Annotated in this window: 13 protein-coding genes; 5 read left to right on the forward strand and 8 right to left on the reverse strand. The window is 63.5% G+C overall.

Features of this window, described 5'->3' with window-relative positions; genetic code table 11:
• The first annotated feature begins 30 nt into the window (after positions 1-30).
• Positions 31-771: an alpha/beta fold hydrolase gene (locus ACSSVG_RS13790; protein WP_492415229.1), complete on the forward strand. Its 741-nt coding sequence runs from the start codon at positions 31-33 to the stop codon at positions 769-771.
• A gap of 24 nt (positions 772-795) precedes the next feature.
• Here ACSSVG_RS13790 and ACSSVG_RS13795 read toward each other — a convergent pair whose 3' ends face one another.
• Entirely contained in the window at positions 796-4,245 is a 3,450-nt protein-coding gene (locus tag ACSSVG_RS13795) for a DEAD/DEAH box helicase (protein WP_253464597.1), read from the reverse strand.
• Positions 4,246-4,410: 165 nt separating this feature from the next.
• Between ACSSVG_RS13795 and ACSSVG_RS13800 the strand changes: the two genes are divergently transcribed.
• Positions 4,411-5,259, forward strand: a complete 849-nt coding sequence (locus ACSSVG_RS13800; RefSeq protein ID WP_492415230.1) for a DMP19 family protein — start codon at positions 4,411-4,413, stop codon at positions 5,257-5,259.
• Positions 5,260-5,343: 84 nt separating this feature from the next.
• Here ACSSVG_RS13800 and ACSSVG_RS13805 read toward each other — a convergent pair whose 3' ends face one another.
• Together ACSSVG_RS13805 and ACSSVG_RS13810 are read right to left on the reverse strand one after the other, a co-directional pair.
• Positions 5,344-5,553 carry a hypothetical protein gene (locus ACSSVG_RS13805; protein WP_492415231.1) on the reverse strand — a complete coding sequence of 70 codons (210 nt, stop codon included), beginning with the start codon at positions 5,551-5,553 and terminating at the stop codon, positions 5,344-5,346.
• Between the two features lie 105 nt (positions 5,554-5,658).
• On the reverse strand, positions 5,659-6,162 hold the full coding sequence (locus ACSSVG_RS13810) for a COG4315 family predicted lipoprotein (protein ID WP_231338355.1): 504 nt from the start codon (positions 6,160-6,162) through the stop codon (positions 5,659-5,661).
• Positions 6,163-6,313: 151 nt separating this feature from the next.
• On the opposite strand from ACSSVG_RS13810, the gene ACSSVG_RS13815 reads away from it, so the two are divergent.
• Positions 6,314-6,811, forward strand: a complete 498-nt coding sequence (locus tag ACSSVG_RS13815; protein WP_231338354.1) for a sigma-70 family RNA polymerase sigma factor — start codon at positions 6,314-6,316, stop codon at positions 6,809-6,811.
• Positions 6,808-7,482: a zf-HC2 domain-containing protein gene (locus tag ACSSVG_RS13820; protein ID WP_231338353.1), complete on the forward strand. Its 675-nt coding sequence runs from the start codon at positions 6,808-6,810 to the stop codon at positions 7,480-7,482. Before ACSSVG_RS13815 ends, ACSSVG_RS13820 begins: the two co-directional genes overlap by 4 nt.
• Before the next feature lie 3 nt (positions 7,483-7,485).
• Here ACSSVG_RS13820 and ACSSVG_RS13825 read toward each other — a convergent pair whose 3' ends face one another.
• Genes ACSSVG_RS13825 through trmB form a run of 3 tightly spaced genes read right to left on the reverse strand, consistent with a single transcriptional unit; the run spans position 7,486 to position 9,314 of the window.
• Positions 7,486-7,995 (reverse strand): type II toxin-antitoxin system RatA family toxin, encoded by a 510-nt coding sequence (locus ACSSVG_RS13825; protein ID WP_492415232.1) that lies wholly within the window; start codon positions 7,993-7,995, stop codon positions 7,486-7,488.
• Entirely contained in the window at positions 7,995-8,387 is a 393-nt protein-coding gene (locus ACSSVG_RS13830; protein ID WP_231338351.1) for a hypothetical protein, read from the reverse strand. Before ACSSVG_RS13830 ends, ACSSVG_RS13825 begins: the two co-directional genes overlap by 1 nt.
• A 21-nt stretch (positions 8,388-8,408) precedes the next feature.
• Positions 8,409-9,314 carry a tRNA (guanosine(46)-N7)-methyltransferase TrmB gene (gene trmB / locus ACSSVG_RS13835; protein ID WP_231338350.1) on the reverse strand — a complete coding sequence of 302 codons (906 nt, stop codon included), beginning with the start codon at positions 9,312-9,314 and terminating at the stop codon, positions 8,409-8,411.
• A gap of 550 nt (positions 9,315-9,864) precedes the next feature.
• On the opposite strand from trmB, the gene ACSSVG_RS13840 reads away from it, so the two are divergent.
• Positions 9,865-11,142, forward strand: coding sequence for a CynX/NimT family MFS transporter (locus tag ACSSVG_RS13840; protein WP_492415233.1), 1,278 nt, complete (start codon positions 9,865-9,867; stop codon positions 11,140-11,142).
• Positions 11,143-11,218: 76 nt separating this feature from the next.
• Here ACSSVG_RS13840 and ACSSVG_RS13845 read toward each other — a convergent pair whose 3' ends face one another.
• Both ACSSVG_RS13845 and ACSSVG_RS13850 read right to left on the reverse strand, forming a co-directional pair.
• The gene (locus ACSSVG_RS13845; RefSeq protein WP_492415234.1) at positions 11,219-12,511 is read right to left on the reverse strand and encodes an MFS transporter; all 1,293 of its coding nucleotides are present in this window, start codon (positions 12,509-12,511) and stop codon (positions 11,219-11,221) included.
• Positions 12,512-12,548: 37 nt separating this feature from the next.
• Positions 12,549-13,766, reverse strand: a complete 1,218-nt coding sequence (locus ACSSVG_RS13850; RefSeq protein WP_492415235.1) for a M20 metallopeptidase family protein — start codon at positions 13,764-13,766, stop codon at positions 12,549-12,551.
• Between the last annotated feature and the right edge of the window lie 121 nt (positions 13,767-13,887).

Raw genomic sequence — 13,887 nt, forward strand, 5'->3', positions numbered from 1 at the left:
CTTGTCCGTAGCGCCTGCGAGGGTAGTGACATGACAACTACTACAAGCAGTCCGGACATCATCCTCATCGCCGGCCACTGGCTGGGCGCTTGGGCGTGGGATGAAGTCCTTGTACATTTGGAAACGGACCACTCCCGCGCAGTTGCGGTGACGCTCCCCGGTCTCGATGGGGACGATCCTGAGCGGGATACGAAGACCCTCGACGATCAAGCTGCAGCCGTCCTGGAAATTCTTGCGCACTACGGGGTTTCCGAAGATCGGTCCGCTACTATCGTGGCTCACAGTGGGGCGAACGGCCCCGTCAGCCTTGTCCTTGACCGACACCCTGAGCTTGTTCATCGGGTGGTGTGGGTCGACTCAGGTCCTCTGGCAACAGGGAGCGTGTTCGCCCCGGATCTCCCGGAAGGGTTGATGGAGCTCCCGCTGCCGTCCTTCGAAGTCCTCGCACAGCAGGCAAGTCTCGAAGGCCTGAGCACGGAAGTCCTCGAGCGTTTTCGTGCCCGGGCCGTCCCGGAGCCTGGCCCCGTGCTGCGGCAGCCCGTCGAACTCATGAACGATGCCCGTCGCCAGATCCGGACCACCCTGGTGTGCTGCTCGATCCCTGGCGAGCAGGTGCTGGAGTTGGCCCATGCAGGCCATCCCATGTTTGCTGAAGTCGCGAACATCGAAAATCTCGACGTCATTGACCTCCCCACGGGGCACTGGCCCATGTGGAGCCGCCCCCGCGACCTTGCCAAGATCATTCAGTCAGCTTCCACACGGGTCGACTGAACCAGCGCGCGCTGTTCGGGGAGGTCACTCCGCGAACAGCGCCGCCAGGTCATCCGCCGTCAATGAGCCACCGGCAAGCGCGTCGCCCTCCATCACATCTGCAAACAGCTGCGACTTCTTGGCCTTCAACGCCATGACCTTCTCCTCGATGGTGTCCTTGGCAACCAGCCGGTAGACCATGACGTTCCGGGCCTGCCCGATGCGGTGCGTGCGGTCCACGGCCTGTGCCTCCGACGCCGGGTTCCACCAAGGATCCAGCAGGAACACGTAGTCGGCCTCGGTCAGGTTGAGCCCGAACCCACCGGCCTTCAGCGAGATAAGGAACACCGGAGCGGCACCGTTCTTGAACTCGCTCACCACATCACCACGGTTCCGGGTGCTGCCATCGAGGTAGCAATACTCCACGCCCTCTTCGTCCAGGCGCTCGCGGACCTTCCCAAGGAACCCCGTGAATTGGCTGAAGATCAGCGTCCGGTGGCCCTCGGAAATGACGTCCTCCAGTTGCTCGAACAACACATCGAGCTTCGAGGACCGCACGCCGGACAACGAAGAATCCACCAGCGACGCGTCCAGACTCAGCTGTCGCAGCAACGTCAACGACTGGAAAATCGTGAAGCGGTTCTTGTTCACGTCATCGATCAGACCCAGGATCTTCTGCCGCTCGCGTTGCAGGTGCGTCTGGTAGACCTTCTGGTGCCGCGGGTTCAGCACCACCTCAAGGATCTGTTCCTGCTTGGGCGGCAGGTCCTTGATGACCTGCTCTTTGGTGCGGCGCATCATGAGTGGACGGACACGACGGCGGAGCTTGCCCAGCTGCGCCGAGTCACCGTTTTTCTCGACCGGCTTTTGGTAGTTCTCGGCGAACCGCTTGGGGCTCGGGAACAGTCCCGGCGCCACGATGGACGTCAGCGCCCAGAACTCCATGAGGTTGTTCTCCAGCGGCGTGCCCGTGATGGCCAGCTTGAAACGGGCTGGCAGTTTGCGCGCGCACTGGTAGGCCTTGGACTGGTGGTTCTTGACGAACTGCGCCTCGTCCAGCATCAGTCCTGCCCAGTGGAACGACGCGTAGGCATCGTAATCAATGCGGAACAGGGCATAAGACGTAATAACGACGTCGGCGCCCGCCAGAGCTTCGACAGGGGACTGGCCACTCTTGGCGAAAGTTTCACCGACGGTCCGCACCACGAGCCCGGGAGCGAACCGCTGCGCTTCCAACGCCCAGTTGCTCACGACACTCGTCGGGGCAACCACCAGGAAGGGAGCGCGCGGAGTTACCTCAACAGAGTCACCCTGGGCGGCAGCGGCAGTCTCCGCTGCCAGGTCCTTCGCCGCGCAAATCAGCGCAATGGCCTGCACAGTCTTACCCAGGCCCATGTCGTCAGCAAGCACGCCGCCGAGGCTGTGCTTGTACAGGAAGCTCAGCCAGTTGAAACCCTCCAACTGGTACGGACGCAGCTCAGCGTTAAGGCCGGCCGGCAGCGGCAGGCCGGTCACGCCGTCGTCGAGCAATCCGCCCACAGCCTCACGCCACGCGGCCGCTTGTTCGTCCACGATCCCCAGCTGGGCGAGCTCGTCCCAGAGCCCGGCCTGGAAGCGGCTGATCTGCAGGGTGCCGTCCTTGTTGTCCGGGTTGTCCTGCAGGGAGCGGGCTTCGTCGATCAGTGCGCGCAGCTGGTGCAGCTCGGGCAGGTCCAGCGAGAAGTACGCGCCGCTGGGCAGCAGCATGCGGCTCATCCCGGCTGCAAGGGCAGAGAACACTGCGGCGAAGGAGACGGGTTCGCCTTCGAGGGTGATCACGATGCCGAGGTCGAACCAGTCGCCGCTGGCCGTTTCCTTGGTGGAAATGGACACCACGGGTGCCTCGGCGGCCTCACGGTAATCAGCGATGTCACCGGAGGTTTCCACCACGACGTCGGGCAGTTCCCTGAGTGCGGGCAGCACCTCTTCGGTGAACGCCAGGGTGTCCAGACCACCAAGTTCCACCGATGCAGCGAGGCGCGGTGTACCCCAACCGCCCGTGGCAGACTCGGCCAGCGCTGAAACAACGTCCCACGGCCGGCCCAGCGATTCCAGGATGCGGGCTTCCTCAGGATCGTCGCGGTAGCCGCGGTCATCGGGGTGCCGCCATAGGGGCTGTGCCGTGACCAGCGTGCCGGACTTGTAGTGCCACTCCCAGTGCAGCCGGACCTTGTGGTCGTTGCCGTAATTGGCCAGCAGGGACAGCGTGGGGACGGCCAAGGTGGGCAGCTCAACGGATTCATCAGCGGCCTGGACCGGTGTGGACTGCCGCAGTTTGGGGTAGAACGAGGTCAGGAACCGGCTTTCGTCCTCGGCCGGAATCTGAAGTGTCTGGCCGTCCATGACGAACTCGAGCAGTTCGTCAGTGATGCCGCCCTCGATCGGGGCCAGCGTGATGAGGTTCTTCTGCTGCGGTACTCCCGGCAACGTTTCCCCGGAATGCGTGAAGAAGATTCCGTTGGCCGGCTTGCCCAGGAAGCCGACGGTCGCGGCATCAACCGGCTCCCCGGCTACGGTGACTGACGGCGCGAGCTGCAGGCCGCCGTCGGGGGTTGTGCTTTCCGTCCCGTTCGCGTCCAGGCGCGCCAGACTCAGTCCGACGACGGCGGCCTGCGACTCAACGCGGACAGGTTCGCTACCAGCCGAGTGAATGAGCGGAATGCCCGCCTTGGTGGCATCGGAAAGGAGGGTCCAAAGATTCTTGGCCGCGAAGTCGTTCAGGCTCAGCCACATGGCCCCGGACGGTTGTTGGCGGCCGTTGCTGGAACCGTGTGCGGCGAGGAAAGTCTGAAGCCATTCGACGTGGACTTCATTGAATTCGCGCCGGAAGCTGACGTAGCTGAGGTTGTTCCAGGAGACGTCGCCCCGGATCCATTTGCCCTTGGCACCCATCATGACGGGACGGGCTTTGAGCTGGCGGACGCTGCGCATGGGGTCACGGCGGCCTGTGTAGGAGAAGTGGGCGGCGGGCTCTTCCACTTCGAACTGCAGCGCAAGCTGGATACCTGCAGCGCTGGGGGCCGTGCCGGGTTTCGCGATCAGCCTGTTGAGGGCTTGTTCCCAAGCGGGACGTGCCGAGCCTCCCTGCTGGCCCGAACCCACCCGCGACGTCTGGATGCCGGGAGCCTGTGACAGGAGCTGGGCACGAATGGTGGGGTGGTCTTCGGCCGTGAAGAGCAGTGCGGCGACGTGCTTGCAATCCTTGCGGACCGGGCAACTGCAGATACCCACGGTGCAGCTCCAGCCGCTGGGCTTACGGACCAGTTTCGCCGACGTCGAATACGGCTGTGGGCCGGTGCCGCGGACTTTGCCCATCAGGAGGCCCGTAGCGGCGTCGAAAGATATCCCGTTCACGCGGCTGCCCATGGCATAGGCCAGTCCGGCCGCGAGCGAGCGGTCCGTTATGGCAGGAGTCTGAATGGCCAGTTCCCAGTTTTCGTCTGTGTGGGACGGCATGCGTAGGGCTACTTTCGGCAGGAGGTTATCTGTTCAATCTTAGTCAGCAGAAAACGGCTCCCAAACTTCGCCCTCCGTTAACCTCATCCTCTATTGCCGCGCCGCTCCCACGCGTACGTTGAAAGTGTCCGGAGCACCATCAGCTTTCAGCAGTGAGGATTCCCCATGACTACCAACGAGTACCCCGTCGTCCTGAACAAGACCAGCTTCGAAGCCGGCAATGCGGATGTTGTGGATTCCAACGTCAACGTCGTGAACCAGATGTATCAGGAGCTCCTCAACAGCGACGAAATCGCACCCGCTGCGCTCAACAGTTTCTTTGTGGATTTCTACCTGACGCAGGCGCTGTCCGGCGGATTTGCCCAATACGTCTTCACCGCGCCGGAGCGTGAAGAAGTGGACGCCTACGTCCGCGCCGGTCTCGAAGGGATGGGGGCCACCCGGCACCTTGACCTTTTCAACCGCACCGCGGCCACGTTCGATGCTCTGACAGAGGACGAAGCAGAGGCATACCTCGACGGCGAACTGGACGAGTCCGAAACTCCGCCTTCTTCGGTGGTTGTGCTGGACGAGCTCGACGGCGAGTTCGAAGCCCTGCTCGAGGAAGAGGACATCATCGACCTCAACGCTGCGTACCTCCGCGACCAGTCGGGCCTGCTGGTCCTGGCAGACGAAGAAATCGAAGCGCACATCGCCGAGCGCGTCGCGTTGATTCCGGACCTCGCCGAGCGCCAGGCCGAGGCCGAGGAAGAAGCCCTCGCCAACGCCCCCGAGTTTGAGGTCATCATCCGCGAACTGTGCGACGTGGCCGGATATGCCTTGGAAAAGATCACCATGGGCGATCCCAACTACGAGCACGACGGCGTGAAGACCCTGGCCTGGCACTTCGCCACGGACCACGGCGACTACATCATGGTGGAGGACGACGACGAAGCTTTCATGATCCACCCGGAAACGAAGGAAATCATCGCAGCCGTGGAGTTCGAAGAGTCCGAGGAATTCGCGGACGCTTAAACCTTTCGCCGCGGCTGATCGCCGGAACGCTGCGGAATCGCCGTAGCGTTCCGGCGGTCTCGACGCGTTTCCGGCGATTTCAGGCTACGTGGATCGGCGCTGACCGCGCCGGAGTTTGACCAACTGACAGACGATCATGGCCTGCCACAAGGTAAGCAGGCCGATCCAAATCCAGTTGGGACCATGGTCGGCTGCATTGAGCATCATGGCCAGGAACCCGAGGAGCCAGGCGACCTCCTGCGTGATGAGGGCCGCCAGGGTCGGGCGTCGGACGTTTGCTTTCTGTTCTGCCATTTCTCTCCCCACTGAGTGGCTTTGCAGTCTAGCTGAGATGGTTCGGAGTTCGCGCGACTTCGCCTGAAGACGGCGACCGTTGGGGCAGACCGCAACGGCAAAGGGCTATTTGATCATCTCCCCAGCCGGGCTCACCAAGTACCAGACGCCGCCCACGCCCTGGCCCGTGACGTCGCCGGGCGCCTTGTCCTTGGCGTAGTAGTACAGGGGCATGCCGTTGAGCGTCACGTGCTTCTTGCCGTCCGGTGAAGAGATGGTTCCCACTGTGCCGGTGACGCCATCAACAGTGGGGGCGTCCGACGTCGTGGTGAAAATAGGCCAAGCCGCCAGGCAGGCTTCCGTGCACGCGCTGGTTCCCGAGTCCTTGACGTCCTTGGTGAAGAAGTAGAGGCTCATGCCTTTGCTGTCCACCACAATCTGACCTGCGCTGGAGGAGGCAACCGTCATTTCGGCTCCGGCGGCCGCGGTGGCCGGTGCGCTGGAGGGAGGTGCCGCGGAGGAGGTAGCTGCGGGGGGAGTGGACGTGGTGGTTCCCGGGCTTCCGCCGCACCCCGCCAATGCGGCAGTCAGGACCAATGCTGCGAATCCAAAGCTAAGTGGTTTCTTCATGTCCAGCTCCTTTGACGAGCCGGCCGTGATGGGCCGGCGCTAACCCCTACGACGCCGAGGGGGGAAGAATGGTTCATGGACCTGAACCTTTTCCGGATGCGCGTCGTCGTATAGGCGAAGGGACAGCGGAAAGAGTGCAAGGGAGGTGTCTATGCCGTTGGACGAGGACGTCGTGGCAGCGATCTATCGTGACCACGGCACTGCACTGAAACGCTTCGTTCTCAGCTGCACATCCGATGCCCACCAGGCCGATGACGTCGTGCAGGAAACCATCCTCAAGGTGTGGCAGCACGCCCCGCAGATCACGGGAAGCTTGCGAAGCTACCTCTTCCGGACGGCGCGGAACGTCATCATCGACAACTATCGGAAAGCGCAGCGTCGCCCTGTCGAAGCCGGTGAGCAGGACCTTCCGGATCATGCGGCGAGGGAACGCGTCGACGAACTCCTGAACCGGGTGCTCATGGAAGAGGCGTTGCTCCGGCTCAGTCACGAGCACCGTGAGGTCCTGGTGGCCCTTCACTACCAACGATTCACCGTCAGCGAGGCAGCGCTGCAGCTGAACATCCCGGCGGGAACCGTGAAATCCCGGGCTTTCTATGCTGTGAAAGCCCTCCGAACAATCCTTGATGAAATGGGGGTGGAACGATGAACGGCAACTCCGTCCACCAATTACTGGGCGCCTACCTGCTGGGTGGGCTTGAGCCCGAGGAAGCCCGCACGTTTGAGGACCACCTCGCCACCTGCGCAGAGTGCCGACGCGAACTTGAGGAACTCGAAAGCCTGCCTGCATTGCTCGACGCCGTTCCTGCCGCTGACGCGGTTGCCCTCACTGTCGCTGGGGGTCCGAACGGGCTCTCGCCTCTGGAGCCGAAACCCGAGGTGCTTCCCGAGAACGTCCTGGTGGACTTGTCCGTCCGCAGGCGGAAATCACGACGCCGGTGGGCGGCTTTGGTGGGTGCAGTGGCCGCTGCCTGCCTGGCTGTTGGTTTCCTCGCCGGGCCGCTGTTGAACCAGCCACCGAAACCGGATGCGAGCTACTCGGTGCAGTCGGACAGTGGATTGCAACTGACCGTGGGCATGGTGAAGAAGAATTGGGGCACGGAGCTCGAGGTCGAGGGCCGGTCCATGCCGCTGGAAGGGACGCTTTACCTTTGGGTGAAGGGCAGGGATGGCGCCGAGGAACGCACTTGCGGCTGGACGGCCACCGCGAGTGGCCGGATCAAGATCACCGGCGCCACGCCGGTGCAGTTGGCTGGCATCGCTGGTGTAGAGCTTCGCGATGAGGCCGAGAAGACGGTGGCCTCGATTTCGGTGCCGTAGGGGTTAGTGCTCCGTGACGCCGGTGCCGGGCACGCCTTCGCCTTGCGAGCGGAGTTCTGCCACCAGCGCCGGGTTCTCGCAGGCCCGGGCGAACGCTTCAATACGCCGCTCGATCTCCCGGCCCAGCAGCCAGCTCCCAATCCTCTCAGCCACGGGCTTCAGGAAAGCCGGGCGGCAGGAAAAGGTGTACTTCCAGACTGCCCGGGTGCCGCCGTCGTCTGGTGTGAACCGCCAGCCACCGCCGAAGTTCTCGAAGAACCACGGCCCGGAGACCATGGTCATGCCGACGTTCCTGGGCGGTGTGTAGGAGACGTACTCGCTGACCATCTTCAAGCCCATGCGTGAAACAGTCCGGGTCCGCACGCCTTTGCCAGCTGACGTGGCTCCGTCCAGGAAACCCTGCGCGGAGATGAATGGGTCCCATGTGAGCCGGAATTCGCCTGTGGTCTGGGAGAGGGCAAAGGCGGTTTCAGGGTCAAGCCGAATGAAACGCTCCGCGCGGACTTGCGGCATCAGAACCCCTGGCCCGAGCCAAGCACCAAGAACACCATGAACACGATGCCAAAGATGTTGACCGCCATAATCGCCAGTCCGATGATGCCCGTGATGCGCCCCGCGTTCATGCGCCCGGCGCGAAATACGGCGATCAGCCCACAGACCACAGCAAGGACGGCGAGCACCACCGCGACGCCCGCCAGCACCAGTGCACCGACCCACCACGCGTCGTTGCCCTGGTTGTAGCGGCTCATAGCCGAAGCGATGGCCGCGATGCCCAGGGGAATGCTGACGACAGCCGCGATGGGTGAAAGGACAGCGGCAATGATGCTCGTGATGCCGGCACCCAAGCCGCGATTACCCGTTCGTTGGGGCTGCTGGTAGTAGTCGATCGGTGGCTGGTAGCTCATGGTTCCCCCAAAAGTCCGTGGCTAGATCTTGCGGTAGGTAAGGTCGAAGATCATGCGTCCGGCCTCGTGGGCTTTGTTTTCGAAACTCGTCCGAATGCGGCCTTCGAATCGTGGAGCCCAGCCGCCTTCCTGGTCCACACCTTCGTTCGGGCCAGTGTGTTCGGTGCTGACGGGCGCACGGCCTTCCCTGACCGGGGCACCGCCGACTACGGATTCGACGCCGGATTGCCACACTTGCGTCAGCGGGCTTTCCTCGCCGCTGCGCTCGCCTTCATGCATGTTCTCGAACTCAGTGGAATCCGCCAGCACTTCGCGGACGTGCACTGCGTAATTGGACCAGTCCGTGGCAATTCGCCAGTAGCCACCCTTTTCCAGGGCCTTGGCTGCGACGGAAGCGAAAGCCGGCTGGATGAGCCGGCGCTTGTGGTGACGGGCCTTGTGCCAAGGATCCGGGAAGAACACCCAGAGTTCGCTGACCGAACCTTCGGGGAGCATCGACTCCAGAACCTCGGGAGCGTTGGCTTCCACCACACGCACATTGGTCAGCCCGCGGCTGTTGATCTTGATGATGGTGTTGGCCAAACCGGGCGTGTAGACCTCGACCGCGAGGAAGTCCTTGTCCGGGTTCTGCTCGGCAGCGTGAACCACGGCGTCACCTAAACCCGAACCGATCTCCACAATGAGGGGTGCCTTGCGCCCGAAGACGGCCTCGGCGTCGAAGGTGTAGTCCGGGTGTACGGAGGTGTTGGCGACGTGCCGGGGAACTTGGATGGCCCAGCGCTCGGCGTGCTCTTCCCACGCTGCCTGCCTGCGGCCCTGCAAACGGGTGCCTCGACGCACGAAGCTCACCGGGCGGCCACCGTAGGTGCCGAAGGAAGCCTGGCTGCCGGGCGTGACGGGCCGTGGGGAATCTGGGGTTTCACTCATCGCTTCCAGAATACTTGGGTTCCGGCTGGCGGCTCTGCAGAGCCCGCCGCTGAGTGCCCGGTACGCCGCAATGCACGCTGGGCAACATCTCGCTGATGGCGTCCAGTGATAACTCCAACGCCTTCGCGCTTTCGCTCCGTTTTCCGGTCTATACCCGGCTACCTCCCGTGGCCCGTGTTATCCAGCCCGCCGTAATGGGACTGACCAAGGGTCTTTCCACGCCGGAAATCCCGGAGTGCACGTTCCGACTCCGGATCCGAATCGACCGGCCGCCGCTGCTTCGTCCTCCTCCGCAGATAAACCGCGATCGACGCAACGATCAACAATCCTGCCGCAATTGCCACCCCTAGCAACTCCATGGCGCCCCCTTTGTGAAACAACAATAGATTCCCCTCCCCGAATGGCCCAGGTATCTGGGCCATCGCGGCATGGTCTACTGCCCACGAGGATGCCCCCGTATTGCTGTCCACCACGGGCTGGGAACGCAGTGCATGCTCGCAGAGATGACCCCACCAGGCATCCCAGACCCGTGGCTGACAGAATAGGACGTGTGACCTCCTCCAAGACCCCCGGCTACCCGGAGAAATCCGTGCTCCCTGACATTGCGGTGGACGCCGAGATCGACGACGAGCCGGCAGCGGACCCCACGCAACTCCGCGGCAAGCGCGGGCTCGTGTACCTCGGCATCTGTCTGGTCCTGATCGGCCTGAATCTCCGCACGGTCTTCTCGAGCTTCTCCGCCGTCCTTCCGGAAATAACCTCCGACGCCGGCCTGCCGGGCTGGTCGCTGGTGGTCCTCACCACGGTGCCGGTCACCTTGCTGGGCGTCTTCGCGCCGCTTGCCCCCATCCTCGCCCGGAGGTTCGGTGCTGAACGCGTGCTTTTGGGGGCCATGGCAGTCCTCACGATGGGCTTGCTGCTGCGGCCCGTGGAGTTGCCGGGCATGGGTCACTTGCCCGCACTTCTGGCCGGAACAGCTGCCTGCGGAGCCGCAATAGCGCTCTGCAACGTCCTCCTTCCGGGCGTCGTCAAAAGGGACTTCCCGCACCGGCTCGGGCTGATGGGTGGCCTGTACACCACTGCGATCTGCGCTTCGGCTGCCCTTGGCGCGGGCTTCACGTATCCGGTGTTTACGGCAACCGGCCACTGGACCTCGGCGCTGTGGTTCTGGGCGGTGCCGGCCGCCGTCGTACTTCTGCTTTTCCTGCCGTTGGCAATCCGCCAGCCGTCGGTCAGGCACCAGGCAGTCCACGGCGGCGTGAACGTGTGGCGGTCAGCCGTGGCCTGGCAGGTGACCCTGTTTATGGTGCTGCAGGCCATGATGTCCTTCAGCGTGTTCGCCTGGATGGCGCCCATCCTGCGCGACCGGGGGATCGACGGGAGCACGGCCGGGCTGATCGTCTCGGTGTCGATTGTGCTGCAGATGCTCGGCTCACTGTTTGCCCCGGCGCTGGCCACGCGTTTCAAGGACCAGCGCATCATCAACATGGTGGTGGCCCTCATGACCGGCGGTGGTTTCGCGCTCACGATCTTTGGCCCCACCGAGCTCATCTGGGTATGGACCGGGTTGAACGGGCTGGGACAGGGATCGCTGACTGCCGTGGCCTTGACCATGATCATGGTCCGTACCCGCGACGCCCACACTGCCGCGCACCTGTCCGGGATGATGCAGGGAGTTGGCTACGGGGTGGGTTCGCTGGGCACGCTGATGGTAGGCCAACTCCACCAGGCAACGGGCGGATTCGCGGCAGCCGGGATCCTGTTCCTGGTGGTCGGATCCTTGGCCGCGTTCTTCGGATACCGGGCAGGCCGCGACCGCTTCGTTTAACGTTGTGAGGCCCACTCTGCATCCCAAAAACCCAGGGAAGAGCGCAGAGCGGGCCTCGCAACGAAAGCCGGAGTAGCTAGACGGTCAGGTCCTTGCCCTTCGTCTCCGGGATGGAGAATGCGAACGCGATGCCCACCAGCAGCAGGATCACTGCGTACACGTTGAACAACTGGGCCTGCCCGATGCTGCCGAGCCATGTCTGCAGGTACGGGGCCGTGCCACCGAATACAGCGACGCAGATTGAGTACGGGACGCCGACGCCGATGGTGCGGATGTGGGTGGGGAACAGTTCGGCATAGACGGCCGGGACGATGGAGGCGCTGCCGGCGATGAAGAACAGCATTACGGACATGGACACCGCGAGCTGCCACGGGGAGTCCTTGAGCAGCCACGTCATGGGGAAGTGCAGCAGGGCGGCGCCGGCGGCGGAGACGATAATGACGGGCTTGCGGCCGATGCGGTCGGAGAGCTTGCCCCAGAACGGCAGGGCGGCAATGAACACGATATTGGCAATGACGCCGGCCCACAGGGCTTCACCGCGGTCCATCTTCAAGGCGGTGGCTGCGTAGCTCGGTGCCACGACGCCCCAGATGTAGTAGACCACCGTCAAGCCCACGGTCAGGCCGATCACCTGGAACGCCTGCTTCCGGTACTTGATGATCTGCGGCAGGATCGGCAGGCGCTTCTCATTGGGAGCCTCTGCCTCGAACGCTTCGGTTTCCTTCATCTTGGCCCGCATGAACAACGCGTAGATGCCCAATGCGCCGCCGATCAGGAACGGGATACGCCAGCCCCAGGCGTTCATTTCGTCCTTGCTCAGGACGTTGGTCAGGATCGCACCAAGCAGGGTGCCGGCCAGGATTCCCGCGGTGCCGGAGGTGTAGATAAGGGTCGCCCAGAAGCCGCGGTGTTCCTTGGGCGCCATCTCGGACAAATACGTTTGCGACGACGGCAACTCACCACCGTGCGCCAGGCCCTGGATGAGGCGGGCGACCAGGAGCATCACCGAAGCGAAGGCGCCGACGGCAGCGAATGTCGGCGCGATGCCGATGAGGAGGCTGCCGACTGCTCCGAGGGCAACGGCCACCGTCATGGAGGTCTTGCGGCCAATCCGGTCGCCGATCCAGCCGAACACGAAGCCGCCAAACGGACGGGCAACGAACCCGACGGCGAAGATCGCCAAGGTGGACAGCACTGCTGATGTGGGATCGGCCTGGCTGAACAAGGCGCTCGCGATGAAGGGCGAGAACGTCGCGTAGATCGCCCAGTCGTACCATTCAACGGCGTTGCCGATGCCGGTTCCGACGAGTGTACGCATGTGGGACTTGTGGACCTTGACGTCGGGGGACGTTCCTACGGTGGCGGTCATGTGGTTCTCCAAGGTGGGGCGGGCTGGGAGGTGGGGCTTAGTTGCCGGCAAGCGCGGCGATACGGGATACGGCCAGTTCGGCATACAGCGCGGCGCCGTCGGTGAGGACGCCGTCGTCGAACAGTGCGTAAGGCGAGTGGTTGAACGGCGACGTCGTGTGGTCGGCGCCGGGGGCAACGGCGCTGAGGCCCACAAACGTGCCGGGAACTTCGGCCAGGACGCGGGAGAAGTCCTCGGAACCGCTGAGCGGAGTGGCCATCCGGGTGTGCCTGGACTCGCCGAACATTCCGGCGATCACCTTCTCGGCGGTGGTGGTCTCGTCCTCGTCGTTGATGGTGAGGGGGTATTCCTCCTGGTAGTGCACGTCCGCCTCCAAACCGTGGGCTGCGGCGATGCCGTGCAGCAGCCGGGGTACTGCTTCCATCATCTTCCGGCGGGACTCTTCGGAGAAGGTCCTGATGGTGGCTTCGATGCGGGCGGTCTCGGGGATGACGTTGCGCTTTGTTCCTGCGTGCAGAACGCCGACGGTCAGGACGACGGGATCGAACATGTTGAACTGGCGCGTGACCATGACCTGCAGGGCGGTGACCATCTCGGCGGCTGCCGTGACGGGGTCCTTTGCCGAATAGGGTGCAGAGCCGTGGCCGCCCGCGCCCAGCACGGTCACCACGAGTCCGTCCGAAGAACTGAGCATCACACCCGGCTTGGTGACGAACTGGCCATGCGGCTCAAGCGAGGAGAAGACGTGCATTCCGTAGGCGGTGTCTGCGCGGCGCCCGGCTGCATCAAGGACACCTTCCTTGATCATGTAGCTGGCGCCGTCGAAGCCTTCTTCGCCGGGCTGGAACATGAGGATCACATCGCCGGCCAACTGATCGCGGCGTTCAGCCAGGAGGGTGGCAGCGCCAGCGAGCATGGAGGTGTGGAGGTCATGCCCGCAAGCGTGCATGGCGCCATCCACACGGGAGGTGTAGTCCACGCCGGTCGTTTCCTGTACCGGAAGTCCGTCCATGTCGGCACGCAGCAGCACCACGGGCGTCTCAGCTGAAGCGTGAGCCGCGCCGCCCCGCAGAACCGCGGTGACCGACGTCGTTTCCTGGCCCAGGCTGATCTCGTACGGCAGTCCGTCCAGCGCCTTGAGTACCTTCTCCTGGGTCCGGGGGAGCTGCAGGCCGATTTCCGGTTCGCGGTGGAGGTCGTGGCGGAGGCGGACGATGTCGTCCCGTAGTTCCTTGGCGTCGGCAGCGATGGTCATCTGTGCTCCTGGTCTATCCGGTGAATATGTTCCTTATGCCATTCTGGGGTGACCTGTTTCACACCGTTCAAAACATCTGGAAATATGCGCATGACCCATGAATATGACAGGAATCATGCAG

Source organism: Paenarthrobacter sp. E2MeOHC11 (genome assembly GCF_058744955.1).

What these genes read in the sequence shown, in the direction of transcription:
- ACSSVG_RS13790 (WP_492415229.1), top strand. Translation starts at nt 31, where the DNA reads ATGACAACTACTACAAGCAGTCCGGACATCATCCTCATCGCCGGCCAC.
- ACSSVG_RS13795 (WP_253464597.1), bottom strand. Translation starts at nt 4,245, where the DNA reads ATGCCGTCCCACACAGACGAAAACTGGGAACTGGCCATTCAGACTCCT.
- ACSSVG_RS13800 (WP_492415230.1), top strand. Translation starts at nt 4,411, where the DNA reads ATGACTACCAACGAGTACCCCGTCGTCCTGAACAAGACCAGCTTCGAA.
- ACSSVG_RS13805 (WP_492415231.1), bottom strand. Translation starts at nt 5,553, where the DNA reads ATGGCAGAACAGAAAGCAAACGTCCGACGCCCGACCCTGGCGGCCCTC.
- ACSSVG_RS13810 (WP_231338355.1), bottom strand. Translation starts at nt 6,162, where the DNA reads ATGAAGAAACCACTTAGCTTTGGATTCGCAGCATTGGTCCTGACTGCC.
- ACSSVG_RS13815 (WP_231338354.1), top strand. Translation starts at nt 6,314, where the DNA reads ATGCCGTTGGACGAGGACGTCGTGGCAGCGATCTATCGTGACCACGGC.
- ACSSVG_RS13820 (WP_231338353.1), top strand. Translation starts at nt 6,808, where the DNA reads ATGAACGGCAACTCCGTCCACCAATTACTGGGCGCCTACCTGCTGGGT.
- ACSSVG_RS13825 (WP_492415232.1), bottom strand. Translation starts at nt 7,995, where the DNA reads ATGCCGCAAGTCCGCGCGGAGCGTTTCATTCGGCTTGACCCTGAAACC.
- ACSSVG_RS13830 (WP_231338351.1), bottom strand. Translation starts at nt 8,387, where the DNA reads ATGAGCTACCAGCCACCGATCGACTACTACCAGCAGCCCCAACGAACG.
- trmB (WP_231338350.1), bottom strand. Translation starts at nt 9,314, where the DNA reads ATGAGTGAAACCCCAGATTCCCCACGGCCCGTCACGCCCGGCAGCCAG.
- ACSSVG_RS13845 (WP_492415234.1), bottom strand. Translation starts at nt 12,511, where the DNA reads ATGACCGCCACCGTAGGAACGTCCCCCGACGTCAAGGTCCACAAGTCC.
- ACSSVG_RS13850 (WP_492415235.1), bottom strand. Translation starts at nt 13,766, where the DNA reads ATGACCATCGCTGCCGACGCCAAGGAACTACGGGACGACATCGTCCGC.